Below are 204 nucleotides of genomic sequence, written 5' to 3'. Positions count from 1 at the left end.
GCCGCCGCCCCGCCAGCGTTAGCTGCCAGCCAACAGCAGATCCGGCCCTCGCCGGATGCGCTTGACCAGGGCAACCAGGTGCCCGGGTGGGTCATCATCAACAACGAACATTCCACAGTGCTATTGAGGCCAGCGGAGAGGCAGAGGGCCCTGAATACGCCGCAAGCCGCCGCCATTCAGCAGCCGCTGAGCGAAATCGGCAAT

1 protein-coding gene is annotated in these 204 nt (G+C 64.7%); it reads left to right on the top strand.

Features of this window, described 5'->3' with window-relative positions; translation table 11 throughout:
- The coding region (locus AC0L2A_RS36640) for a hypothetical protein (protein ID WP_473613057.1) at window positions 1-204 on the top strand (204 nt) is incomplete at both ends.

The sequence above is a fragment of the Mesorhizobium sp. WSM4844 genome (assembly GCF_055811775.1).
This window is presented reverse-complemented; position numbering and strand designations above follow the sequence as displayed.